This is a genomic window from Citrobacter sp. NCU1, assembly GCF_010231475.1.
GTDB lineage: Bacteria > Pseudomonadota > Gammaproteobacteria > Enterobacterales > Enterobacteriaceae > Citrobacter_D.
On the sequence record NZ_NRDO01000015.1, the window covers coordinates 26,069 to 38,267 of the forward strand.

At 53.3% G+C, this 12,199-nt stretch carries 8 protein-coding genes; 1 reads left to right on the forward strand and 7 read right to left on the reverse strand.

Annotation, left to right across the window (positions count from 1 at the left end):
• Window positions 1–148: 148 nt before the first annotated feature.
• The gene (aspC, locus tag CJP72_RS06375; protein WP_162380047.1) at window positions 149–1,339 is read left to right on the forward strand and encodes an aspartate transaminase; all 1,191 of its coding nucleotides are present in this window, start codon (window positions 149–151) and stop codon (window positions 1,337–1,339) included.
• 47 nt (window positions 1,340–1,386) lie between these two features.
• On the opposite strand, the gene CJP72_RS06380 is transcribed toward aspC, so the two are convergent.
• The 7 genes from CJP72_RS06380 to cmoM all read right to left on the reverse strand — a co-directional run bounded on the left by CJP72_RS06380 (window position 1,387) and on the right by cmoM (window position 12,130).
• Complete coding sequence (locus tag CJP72_RS06380) at window positions 1,387–2,034, reverse strand: MBL fold metallo-hydrolase (protein ID WP_162380048.1); 648 nt, start codon at window positions 2,032–2,034, stop codon at window positions 1,387–1,389.
• A gap of 28 nt (window positions 2,035–2,062) precedes the next feature.
• Window positions 2,063–2,611, reverse strand: coding sequence for a YcbK family protein (locus CJP72_RS06385; protein ID WP_162380086.1), 549 nt, complete (start codon window positions 2,609–2,611; stop codon window positions 2,063–2,065).
• Window positions 2,612–2,790: 179 nt separating this feature from the next.
• Window positions 2,791–4,650, reverse strand: coding sequence for a L,D-transpeptidase (ldtD, locus tag CJP72_RS06390; protein WP_162380049.1), 1,860 nt, complete (start codon window positions 4,648–4,650; stop codon window positions 2,791–2,793).
• A 229-nt stretch (window positions 4,651–4,879) separates the two neighbouring features.
• Window positions 4,880–9,340, reverse strand: a complete 4,461-nt coding sequence (gene mukB / locus CJP72_RS06395) for a chromosome partition protein MukB (RefSeq protein ID WP_162380050.1) — start codon at window positions 9,338–9,340, stop codon at window positions 4,880–4,882.
• Complete coding sequence (gene mukE, locus CJP72_RS06400) at window positions 9,340–10,044, reverse strand: chromosome partition protein MukE (protein WP_162380051.1); 705 nt, start codon at window positions 10,042–10,044, stop codon at window positions 9,340–9,342. Before mukE ends, mukB begins: the two co-directional genes overlap by 1 nt.
• Window positions 10,025–11,347 carry a chromosome partition protein MukF gene (gene mukF, locus CJP72_RS06405; RefSeq protein WP_162380052.1) on the reverse strand — a complete coding sequence of 441 codons (1,323 nt, stop codon included), beginning with the start codon at window positions 11,345–11,347 and terminating at the stop codon, window positions 10,025–10,027. The genes mukE and mukF overlap by 20 nt, the downstream gene beginning before the upstream one ends.
• A 3-nt stretch (window positions 11,348–11,350) precedes the next feature.
• Entirely contained in the window at window positions 11,351–12,130 is a 780-nt protein-coding gene (cmoM, locus tag CJP72_RS06410) for a tRNA uridine 5-oxyacetic acid(34) methyltransferase CmoM (protein WP_162380053.1), read from the reverse strand.
• Between the last annotated feature and the right edge of the window lie 69 nt (window positions 12,131–12,199).

Genomic DNA, 12,199 nt, shown 5'->3' on the forward strand with positions numbered 1-12,199 from the left:
ACTTCGGTCCTGTTTTTTTATGTCTACCAGCAAATTCTCGTGTCTTCTAAAAACAATCAGGCTTTTTGTCACTAACAGTTGGCATTTTGTAAATCTACCGTTAACCTGATTACGGATTTCCCTTCTGTAACTACAATGGAACCTCGTCATGTTTGAGAACATTACCGCCGCGCCTGCCGACCCCATTCTGGGTCTGGCCGATTTGTTTCGTGCCGATGACCGCCCTGGGAAAATTAACCTGGGTATCGGTGTCTATAAAGATGAGACTGGCAAAACGCCGGTGCTAACCAGCGTTAAAAAAGCCGAGCAATATTTACTCGAAAATGAAACGACGAAAAACTACCTCGGCATTGACGGTATTCCGGAGTTTGGTCGTTGCACTCAGGAACTGTTATTTGGCAAAGGTAACGCCCTGATTAATGACAAACGTGCCCGCACTGCGCAAACCCCTGGCGGTACAGGCGCTCTGCGTGTTGCTGCGGATTTCCTGGCAAAAAACACGGCAGTCAAACGCGTATGGGTGAGCAACCCGAGCTGGCCAAACCATAAGAGCGTATTTAATTCCGCGGGCCTGGAAGTGCGTGAATACGCGTATTACGATGCAGAAAACCATTGCCTGGACTTTGACGCGCTGCTGAGTAGCCTGAGCGACGCTCAGGCTGGCGATGTTGTTCTGTTCCACGGTTGCTGTCACAACCCTACCGGTATTGATCCTACGCTTGAACAATGGCAAACGCTGGCGCAGCTTTCCGTTGAGAAAGGCTGGCTGCCGCTGTTCGACTTCGCCTACCAGGGCTTTGCCCGTGGTCTGGAAGAAGATGCGGAAGGTCTGCGTGCTTTCGCCGGGCTGCATAAAGAGCTGATCGTCGCGAGTTCTTACTCCAAAAACTTTGGCCTGTATAACGAACGTGTTGGTGCCTGTACGCTGGTGGCGGCGGATGCTGATACCGTTGACCGCGCCTTCAGCCAGATGAAGTCCGTTATTCGCGCGAACTACTCTAACCCGCCGGCGCACGGCGCATCGGTGGTGGCGACCATTCTGAGCAACGACGCTCTGCGCGCTATCTGGGAACAAGAACTGACCGATATGCGCCAACGTATTCAGCGTATGCGTCTGTTGTTTGTGAATACCCTGCAAGAGAAAGGCGCAAACCGCGACTTCAGCTTTATCATCAAACAAAACGGCATGTTCTCGTTCAGCGGTCTGACCAAAGAACAGGTACTGCGTCTGCGTGAAGAGTTTGGTGTTTACGCGGTGGCTTCGGGTCGTGTTAACGTGGCAGGCATGACGCCAGATAACATGGCACCTCTGTGCGAAGCCATCGTTGCCGTGCTGTAAAACAGACTGAAAAAAACAAAGCCCGCTATGCGGGCTTTTTTATTCGTTTACCAGACAGGCATTTCGTCCTGCAGGAACGGATTATGCAACCGTTCGTTACCCAGCGTGGAAAGCGGACCGTGTCCCGGGATAAACGTAACGTCGTCGCCCAACGGCAACAATTTACGTTTAATTGAATCAATCAGCTGATTGTGATCCCCACGTGGGAAATCGCTGCGCCCAACGCCGCCTTTGAAAATGACATCACCCGCAAGCAGTAACTGCGATTGTTCATCGAAGAAGACGACATGGCCTGGTGTGTGTCCCGGGCAATGCAACACCTGTAAAGTCACATTCCCTACGTTCACACGATCTCCTTCATTCAGCCAACGGTCAGGCGTCAGTGGCTGACACTCTCCGAGGCCAAACATGCGACTTTGCGCCGGTAAACCCTGCAGCCAGAACTCATCTTCTTTTTCCGGGCCGATCACAGGCACGCCATAATGCTCAGCCAGTTCGCCCGCGGCACCGACGTGATCAAGATGACCATGCGTGATCAGAATCTGCGTTAGCGTAACACCGCTGGCATCGACTTCACGTTTGATTTTCTCTGCATCGCCACCGGGATCAACCAGCGCGGCCAGACGGGTTTGCTCACACCAGATTAATGAACAATTCTGTGCGAATGCGGTGACCGGAATAATACGATAGTTCATACTGCTCCTGTTTCGTTAAGCCTGTGGATCACCAGTGCCGTGCCGGACCGGTGTCAATATGCACAAAGTTACTGCGTGGGTAGTATCCTACACCACCTGCGCGCATAGATAACGCAGCTTTGCGAATATTACTCAATGAAACGCCTTCAATATGGAAATCCATTGCCTGCCCTTTCGTGTGATAGCTTTTTCTCGCTACGCCACGACTGCGCGAACGTAATTCGTTGTTGGTATCAACCGAGCGATAACCCGAGATAAGCTGTACGGGATTACGGGTTCCTAAAAGCCCCTGAAGGCGAAAGAGCTGGTCAAACAATCCTGGGTCGATGGACTTCACTTTATTCGCGCGAAAATCACGGAAAAAATGATTAAGTTTTGCTAATTCATCCTGAATATAGGCTCTGCCATCGAAAAACTCCGCTTTGATCGACTCTCCGGTATGGAGATTACTGAGTGTCAAAATGCGCGGACGAGGGGTAGAGAGGGTTGCAAACGTAGGCGTAGGCAAGATGGCTGCACCGAGGGCAACACCACCTAGCGCCAGCAATTTGCGGCGATTAGCGTTGAATTTGTCCATGATAATCAGGTCTACGGTAAATGTTATCGTTAATATGCACTTCTGGCGCACGAAGGGCACCTTAACTGGCAAAAAAGCCGACGTCAAGATAGCCCATCCCCAGCAACGACGGGGCCTGCAGCCAATCGGCCCCGTTGCGGCTAAGTATTACGACAACACATTAAGCAGAACGTCTTCATTTACCTGATTAATTGTTCTGCTTTTGACATGATCTGTGCACTGGATCGCGCAGTCTGATCATAATTGTAAATATCTGTACGATACTGGGTGCGCCCATCAGCACCGACGAACGCCGTCAGGTAATAGAGGTTAACCGGTATGTTTTGCCGAATGTTGACATACCGTGTATCACCTTGCTTCAGTGCATCGGAGATGCGGGTATCATTCCAGCCCGCATCCTGCAGCAGCATGTTCGCCAACTCCGACGCTTTATTCACACGTACACATCCAGAACTGAGCGCTCGTGTATCCTTCTGGAACAGATTGTGGTTTGGCGTATCGTGCAGATAAATCGCTTCAGAACTGGGCATATTGAATTTATAGCGCCCCAATGAGTTGCGCGCGCCCGGTGCCTGCTGGAAGCGGAACGGAAGATTTGACGCGGTAATCGTCCCCCAGTCAACCTGCCAGGGGTCGATTGCCTGTTTACTGTTCCAGCCACGCATCACGGTATAACCGTGACGCTCCAGATAACCGGGGTCATTCCATAACTTCGGCAGGATGTCTTTTCGCGCCAGCGTTGGCGGGACATTCCACGGTGGGTTAACGACCACATTATTCAATGCGCTGCTCATCATTGGCGTTTTGCGATCGGGACGCCCAACAATAACGCGCGATGCCAGTACCTGGTTACCGTTCTGGTAATACACCAGCGAATAGGCCGGAATATTCACCATAATACCGGTGGATAAATCACCCGGCAGTAGCCGCAAACGCTGAATATTCAGCGCCAGGACCCCCGCACGTTGCGCGGGGGTCACGTTTAACCAGTCACGGGTAGCCGGCCCCACGGAGCCATCAGCCCCCAGCCCCTGCCATACCTGAAAACGTTTGACGGCCTCGACCAGCTCGCGATCGTAAACACCACGAACGGCCGCAGCAGATTTGCGTTGCGGCTTAGTTTGTCGCGCCACCGGTTTTGTGGTGGAGCCTTCAACGGCAACCGCAGAAGGGCTGACCACCGCATCGGCTGGCGTTTCATCGCCAGGTAACGCGATGTTAGGCCCACCTTCCAGCATACCTGTCCGCTGTAAAATTTCCCGCAGCGCAGGTACATCATTACTCCATTGGCCGGGGCGCAGTGTCGCGGTGCTGCTCAACTGCGGCCACGGGCGAGAATCCCCCACCAGCTTCAGCAAATCGCTATGCATTCCCGCATACTGAGGGTGCTGAGGTGCCAGACTCGCCACAAACGGGGTGAGTTGGCCATTTTCCAGCGCGACCTGCCACTGGTTAATGACCGAAATGGGCGGTGTCGCCAGCGCATAGGGTTTATCGCTATACAGCCAGCGCGTGCCTTTCACGGGAATGTTGGCGATAAAATGGAGATACCCCATCATCGCGTCGGAAAGAACAACATCCCGCGCCAGGCCCGTCACCGAAGGCTCGGTCAGCAAGGCAACCCAGGTGGTAAACTGCGGCTGAAATCCTGCAATCGCAACTTCAGCCAACTGCTGTTGGAACGCTTTTACCGCCTCGCGGTTCTCCCACATCGGTTTCATCTCTCGCGCCGCGTACAGAAGCTCGAGCTGATTCATGTAGACCGGTGTATACCCGGACGGTAATTGCGATTGTATTTCAGCGCGGGCTTTATCCGCAGCGCCTTCTGGAAGAGGTTGGATCCCGGCCATCATCGCCGTGACGGGCGATTGCGCTTGCGGCTGCGACAACGCGGTAGGTTGTTCGCTGAGCGCGGCGGAACTGTCACCAGGGATCATTTCAGGCTCGTCAGCCTGCACACTAAACAGTGGAGCAAATATTACGACCAGGCATAAACTGATTGCCGAGAGTCGACGACCACATATTTTATTAAGCAACATCCCTTGCCCCCTGTTTTCTTAATCATACTTTACATTGCAACACCGTCTGCTTAACGCCAATACACACGGGAAGTATGACGAGTAAGCCTGCTTACTCGTCAGGCTTACCTTCAGTATATAAACATCAAAAAGTTTTTGCCTGACCTAATGTAAAGAAGTTTAAAGATATTTCACCCAGTTTTGCTGTATTCCGAAAAGGAAAAGGCGGCCTTTCAGCCGCCCTTTTCATCTAGCTTGCCTGCGATGAGGCGTCATCAATGCCTGGAAGAGGCTCAGGTAATTGCGGGGCAAAACCACGCAACCCGACCACATGAACGTGTTCCGTATTGTGGAAAACTTTACGCACCAGTTTGTAGGTGGTGCCTTTCTCCGGGCTGATGTTTTCTGGCGCTGCGATGATAAGTTGCATCTGCAAGCGTTCGCACAGTTCGAACAGCGTCGCAATGGAACGCGCATCCAGACGGGCCGCTTCATCAAGGAACAGCAGACGGCATGGGGAGATGTCTTTTCCGCGCAGTCGGCGTCCTTCATCTTCCCAGCTTTGTACCACCATCACCAGAATGGACATCCCAGTACCGATCGCTTCACCGGTAGACAAGGCGCCGGATTCTGCCCGCAACCAGCCGTCAGACCCACGGTTGACTTCGACTTCCATTTCCAGGTAGTTCCGGTAATCCAAAAGCTCCTCGCCAATCGTCTGCGGCGTACGCTGCCCCATATCGATCTGCGGATTCAGACGCTGATACAGCTTCGCCAACGCTTCTGAGAAGGTCAGGCGGTTACTGTTAAACAGATCCTGATGCTGTTCATGCTGCTCAGAAAGAACATCCAGCAACGTGGCATGGGTTTCGCGGACATTGACGTTCAGACGCACGCTGTTGACCTGACCGAAGGAAACGCTCTGCAATCCCTGGTTCAGCATACGAATACGGTTCTGCTCACGCTGGATCGTCTTGCGAATAATGTTCGCCACGCTGCGTGAACTGATCGCCAGTTTCTGTTCACGGGAGGTCAGCTCTTCCGTCAGGCGACTCAGTTCGATCTCCATTTGTTCAATGGCTTCAACCGGATCGTCAGTACGGATGATGTCCTGGCGGATACGTTCGCGCAGGTGTTGATAGACCGCCACGAAGAACTGAATTTTACGCTCAGGACGTTTAGGATCTTCAGACATCCGCAGAACATCGCGCAGATGTTCGTTATCCGCCACAGCCAGGCGCAGCGCACCCAGCGCCTTATCCGACATTGAACGGAGTTCATCTGCCGACAGATAAGCCAGTTCGCGACGATGAAGTCGACGTTCAACGCCGTTGTCTTTCACCATCCGCATGACGGCGCACCACCCTGCTTTCGCGGTCACCACCTGCTCACGCATTTCATGATAATCACGCTCAAGCTTGCGCAGTTTGCGGGTCAGGTTATCCATTTCCGCTTCACAGAAGGTCAGCGCTTTTTCCAGTTGGTTACGACGCGCGCGGTTGTTACTCAGCTGCGCATGCAGCTCATCACGACGAATGCGTGCACGCTCTTCCGCGCCGCTGTCAGCACGAACGCCGATATCCTGCAATTCGCGCTGCAAATCGTTAAGCAGCTCTTTTTTGGTGTCGTACGAACTTTTCAACGACGCCAGAACCTGATTGTACTGACCCAACTGCGCGGCATGTCCACGCAATGCTTCGCGAGCACGGGTCCGCTCTGTTTCAGCATGCTCCAGACGTTCGCGCAGTTTCTCGTTCAGATCGCTGTTGCCGCTGAGCATTTCCGCCGAGTCGGAGTAGCTAAAGTGCGCACGACGCTGTACCACTTCAGTCAGCGCAAAGGCCTGCTGACGCGCATCACGCTGTACCTGCTGAGAATACGCATAGTCTTCTTTCAACTGCTCAAACTGTTCCGGATCGCTCTGCAAAACGGAAACGATCGGCTCCAGTTTTGCCAACGCGTTACCGTGTTGCTGCACGAAGCGCGCGCCTTCCTGAGCTTCATCCAGACGCTCCTGAATTTCATCAACACGATCCGCCAGCGTTTCATCACGCAGCAAATTCAGGCGCGGCAACAAGCGGTTCAGTGCGGAAACGCCCTCTTTAGCCTGTTCAAACTGGACTCGTTGCTGCTGATTCTCATTTTCATGATTCGTCAGCGCGCGTTCCAGTTCAATACGGCGACCATTCAGCTGGCGGATTTCCGCTTCTGGATCGGCGTCAAAGGCAACGCTTAAGTGGCTGCCGATAAAACGGCTGAACGCCTGGTGCAAACGCTGGGTTTTCTGTACATCGAAAGAGAGCGTCGCGAAACGTTCGGAAAGCCCTTCACGCTCGGCGTGCAGGTTTTCAATACGGTTTTCACGCGCGGCGCGTCCGAAGATTGGCACTTCCGGGAAGCGGGAATAGCGCCACTGGCGCTCGGCCGTTTTCACCACCACCGCTTTTTCCAGTTCATCGACGCTAAAGACGCTGTCATCAAACGACTGCGGGTCACCTTCGATAAAATAGAGATCTTCAGGGCAATCCGTCAGCCCTTCCAGTTGTTCGCTGATGAGAGACAGATCCGGCACAACAATCGCATGACGCGAAGGACCGTACAGCGCGGAGAAGTACGGCGCATCTTCAAGGCTGACGTCATCATAAATTTCTGACAGCAGCACGCCGCCAAAGCGTTCGGCCAGAGAATTAAGACGCTGATCTTCCGAGCCACCCGGCTGGCTTAGGCGTTCAATCTCTTCATCTATCGCATTTTTACGCGCGCCCACTTCGTCGCGCTCAACAATCGCTTCGCGTTCACGTTCGAGCAATTGTTGCAGATACTCGGTCACATCCTGGCTGGAGGTAAACTCTTCGCCACTCTGCTCGCACAACTGGTTCAGGCTATTTTGCGCCGCCAGCCAGACAGGGGCTCGCTGCATCAAATGCTGAATGCGCGACTCAACCTGTTCTTGTTCTTGACGCAGGGTCATCCGCTGTTCGCGCGCATTCGATACGCTGTCAGAAAGATCTGCGATGCGTGCTTCCAGTTCCTGATGCAGGGCTTCCAGTTCATCAATATCGAAATGCTTGCCCTGACGCTTACAAAACTCAGCCAGCAGACGTTCGGCTTCCTGTTGTTCACGCAGACGCTGTTCCAGCTCATTCAGACGCATGCGCAACGGCTGCAGCTGTTCTGCCAGATGGCGCTGGTTGACGCCATCGCGCAGCAGTTCGCGCGCAACATCCCACGCTTCACCGCGCGCCAGCGGGCCGTTGATCGCCACGACCAGCTGATATGCCTGCTCAAACTGACTGTGCGCGGTTTGCGCCACACTCATTTTCTGTTCCAGCGAGAGCAGTTTTTCCGTTGCTTCCTGCTCTTTGGCCTGGAACGTTTCCAGCCACTGCGCCGCGCTGTCCGCCGTTAAATCCGGCAGATGACAAATTTCTTTAGCCCGGGCAAGCGCCTGAATCGCCTGGTTGTATTGAATGGCACGCGTTTGCTGTACATCCAACGCCTGCTGATAATCGGCGAGCTGACTTTTCAACTCATCCACTTCCAGCTCCGCGGCTTCTGCGCGGGCTTCATTCTCTTCCTGACGATCGGCCGCTTCGGCGACCACTTCATTTTGTTCTTCAAGGCGGATCTGTAATTCATCCAGATCCGCCTCGTAACGTTCTATTTTTTCTTGCTGACGCAGGGCCGTTTGCACCAGATTCAGATGATCGCTCGCTGCCTGATAGTCGGCCTCCAGATCGCCCTCAGCACCGTTGTGCTCGCCCAGTTCACGCGCCATTTCTACATGCTTGTACTGCTCCGCCACCAGTTGCTTACGTGACGTGTACAATTCGCGGCGATACTCAAGGGCTTTATCCAGATGGATCCGTCGCTCGTTAGCATGACGCATGTAGTCAGCCGCCACATAGTTAGTGGCTTCGCTGATCAGATGCTTAAACAAGTCGCGGTCAGACTGGGTGACGCGAATCGCTTCCAGCGTCATACGGTTTTCACGCAGCGCGGCTTCCATATCCTGGAACGCTTTACGTACACCGCTGTTTTCCGGCAGCAGGTAGTCACGCAGCGAGCGCGTAATCGCGCTGGAGATACCGCCGTAAAGAGACGCTTCGATCAGGCGATAGAACTTGCTGCGGTCTGACGCGGAGCGGAGACGGCGAGCAATAATACCCAGATCGAACATCAGCGAGTGATAGTCGGTAATCGAGTTAAACTGCTTAAACTGCACGCCTTCCATCGCGTCGAGCTTTTCTTTCAGTTCCGCAAGCGTCAGCACGCGAGCCTGGCGTTCGTTGAGGGTTTCCGTGACCAGTTGCGTCGGCTGTACCGACATCGGCAGTCCCTGAATGGAGAATGGCTTGATATCGACTTTACGATCCCGCCCGGCAACCTGCTGCAAACGTACGCCCACGACCACTCGCTGATGGCGTGAGTTGAGGACATCCAGCATTGAGTAACAGACGCCCGCTTTTAGCTTACCGTGCAGACCTTTGTCTCGCGATCCGCTGGTCGCCCCGGCCTCGGTGGTGTTACGGAAGTGCAACAGGGTCAGATCCGGGATAAGCGCCGTGACAAACGCCGCCATGGTGGTGGATTTCCCGGCTCCGTTCCCCCCGGATAGCGTCGTAACCAGTTCATCAAGGTCAAAGGTTCGCGCGAAAAAACCGTTCCAGTTAATCAGCGTGAGTGAGCGAAATTTACCGCGTTCAATCATTATTCTTCCTCTCCACTGTCCGCCTGATTCTCTTCTGGCTCATCATTGAGCTGTAGATGGTTTTCGACTGGCATCGCTTCGCCATCACGAATTAAGCGGCGCTGCGCTTCGCGAGGATCGTCGCCGCTACGGACATCCGCCCCGAAGCGGAAGACCGACTCGGTGATGCGGAATTTACTGCTGTCATGACCCATAAACCACACCATCCCCAGACGACGCAGACGGTTTAACGATGAACGGACCTTTTCCTGCAGCTTCTGACGGTCAACGTCCGAACCGGTCGAGCGGTTATTCACCAGCTTCAACAATTTGGCTTCGTCAGCCAGCGTGAGCAGTTCGTCGTACAACTCTTGCTGGGTAAAAATCCCTTCATTCGCCAGACGTTCCGGGCTGAGGTAGAGATAGCACAGGATTTTACCGACCATCATGTCCAGTTCAGACAACACGGAGCGCGGAATAATTGTTGTAGAACGCGGGCGAAGATAGAAGAAACCTTCCGGCGCGCGAATTAACTCAACGTTATAGCGGCTGTAAAACTCTTCCAGATATTCCTGAAAATCCATCAAAAATGCATGGTTATCCAGTTCATCCAGACCAATATGTCTGCCCGAACGTAATGCGCTATCCAGCGCCGGAAATAACGGGTTTGCCAGCGCCTGCGCCAGTTTAACTGGCATCACTTGTTCAATATTTGTCAATGACATGCGCCTGTACCTTGGCTCCGTAATCATTAATCGGCTGCCATTTAGGCGGCAGTCCGGTGAAATCTGCTTGCGCTACGCCAAGACGTACCGCTTGATCAATAACAATACGCGCGACGTCAAAATGGCGCGCACGCGGGTATTGCGCCAAATACTCGCGCACTACCAGACCAAGATCCAGTGGTGCTTGTCTGGATTTATAGACAGCCAGCTGTTCTTCGATGATCGCCGCCAGCTGTTCCCGAATCTCATTAAACTCTTCATATTCCAGATCCGGCGGCAACTCCCCGGTCACCTCTTCGTCACGCAGGGCCATCTCTTCATCACGCATGTCCAGCAGGCGGTCTGCATTGGCATAGGTTAGCGCCCACGGATCGTCAAAATAGGTCTGAACAGACTGACGTAGACGTTGAGCAAAGACGCGGTTTTTATCCATATCAATCGCAGTACGGATAAATTTATGCACGTGCCGGTCATAGCCAATCCACAAATCGATGGATTGTTGACCCCAGCTAATAATGCGATCCAGTTTGCTCTGGAGATCGAAGACCAGCTTGTCGACGAAATGCAGATCGTCGCGCGTCATTATGGCGTCCTGAATGCGCAACAGATTAGCTTGCAACTTATCGCCTGCCGCTTCCAGTGTATCCTGGAGTTCGCGCAACGTACCCGACGTTTCAGACAGCAGCATTTCGCAACTTGAAATCGCGGCGCGCCAGTCTTTGTTCAGTAACTGGGCAATGTCGTCTTTCACCTGCTGTTGCTGCTCATCCATGATGCGCTGCGTCAGATCGATACTGTCGAAGATTTCCGCCACGGAATATTTCAACGGCGCGTAAACATTACGATGCCAGTGGAATTCGTCGCCGCCCTCACTCGCCGCATCTGCGGCACGCTTCAATTCACCCGCCACAATGGACAGCTGCATTGAGAGACGCAACGTGGAAAACTCGCGCTGACGAATATAGTAGTCGGTAATGCCGATCCCAAGCGGCGTCAGACGGTATATGGCATTCCCTTCAGCCTGCTCACTGGTAAAGCGGTTCAGCAGACGTTGACGAACCATATCGTTGATGGCGTTGTTGGCGCGCACGCCGATGGTTTCGCTGGTTTGCTCAAACGCATCACTGACATGGCGGAATGCATCCACCAGTTCCCCTTCACTCATCTCACCGTCAAGACGCTCGCCGTTGAGCGTGGCCACCGCCAGCAGGAACGAAAGTCTGTCTACCGGCAGCGAGATGGAGAAGTCATTTTTTCTGGCCCAGGCAACCAGTTCGGGGACTGTCTGGGAAAATTCACTCATAAGTTATCCTTGCATCTGCGGTTTGCGAGCGGTGACATGAATGTAACGGCCAAGGCTAATGTAAGGCTCCTGGCGACAGTAGCGCGTTTCTAATTCGACTAACATTTCATAACAGTCACGCTGTTGATGTTTCTCACGCAGATAATCATGAAACACACGTACACCTGTTTTGCCGGTAATCTGCCAGCCAATCTCTTCCAGCCACTGGTAAACCTGCTCCGGTTCACGCGGATAGTCTGGCGAAAGCGTACGTTTTTTACGTTTTGGCATCCCTACCTGCACGTAGTCAAAGTTCCCTGCCACCATGTTGTGCATCAACAGGCCGTTAGCATTGTAGAACATTAATGACAGTACGCCGCCGGGACGTAATACAGACCAAAGCGTTTGTAACATGCTGACGGGGTCAGCGACCCACTCAAGCACAGCATGAAACAATATCAGATCAACAGGGCTTTCCAAATGCGAAGCAACATCCTGAGCGGCGCATTGTATAAAATGCATGTTTCCGCTTACGCCTTTCGCCTCTGCCGCCAGTTGCGCGCGCGCAATCATTTCGCCAGACAGATCGCATAGCGTGACCCGATGACCCCGTTCAGCCATTTTGATCGCGGTTTGCCCTTCACCACCACCAGCATCCAGGATGTGCAGTTTTTGCTCACCCATTTCCGCCAGTACACGGTCAAGGTCTTGCCACAAAATGGCCTGCCGCAATTGCCCTTTGGTGGTTCCGTAAATGTTACGGGAAAACTTTTCAGCAATGTCATCAAAATTGCGATCCCGCATCGGGCTCTCCACAGGCTAACAAAGGGGTTCTCTGATAAAACCGCTATTTTGTCACAGCCACGCCGAGAA